This window comes from Plantactinospora solaniradicis (genome assembly GCF_042658085.1).
Taxonomy (GTDB): domain Bacteria; phylum Actinomycetota; class Actinomycetes; order Mycobacteriales; family Micromonosporaceae; genus Plantactinospora; species Plantactinospora solaniradicis.
On sequence record NZ_JBHSPR010000157.1, the window covers coordinates 1 to 577 of the forward strand.

Below are 577 nucleotides of genomic sequence, written 5' to 3' on the forward strand. Positions count from 1 at the left end.
TCGAGCTCGGCGGTGCGGTGTGTGGTGTTGGCGTCCTCGGCGAGCGCGCGGGCCCAGTGCCGGAACGTGGTCGGGACCGGCTGCAACGCCACGTCCCGGCCCGCGGCCAACGTCGTGTACGCCTCGGCGAGGTCCGGAACCAGCACCCGCAACGACACCGTGTCGACCACCAGATGCGCGATCACCAGCAACAACAGTCCCGACGACCCGGACCCCGAGTCGAACCACACGACCTGGGTCATCACCCCGGCGCTGGGATCGAGCCGGGACACCGCCGCCCGGGCCTGTTCCTCGACCAGCACCGACCGGTCGGCCAGCGGAGCATCGACCCGGCGTACCCACGACCGGACATCGACCTCATCACCCGGCGGGACGATCAACTGCCGCCCGTCGGGGTCCAGCCGGGCCCGTAACACCTCATGCCGGTCCACGACCGCACGCACCGCCGAGACCAGGATCTCCAGGTCCAGACCGGCGGGGACTGTCACCAGTGTCGACAGCACCGCCTCACCGGCACGGTCGACACCGGCACGGTCGAGTAGTTCCCGGGCGACCGGGGTCAACGGCACCTCACCCA

Annotated in this window: 1 protein-coding gene; it reads right to left on the reverse strand. The window is 70.9% G+C overall.

Features of this window, described 5'->3' with window-relative positions; translation table 11 throughout:
* Positions 1 to 563 (reverse strand): condensation domain-containing protein (locus tag ACFP2T_RS48025; protein WP_377434818.1); only part of this gene is annotated, 563 nt, incomplete at its 3' end.
* Positions 564 to 577 lie beyond the last annotated feature (14 nt).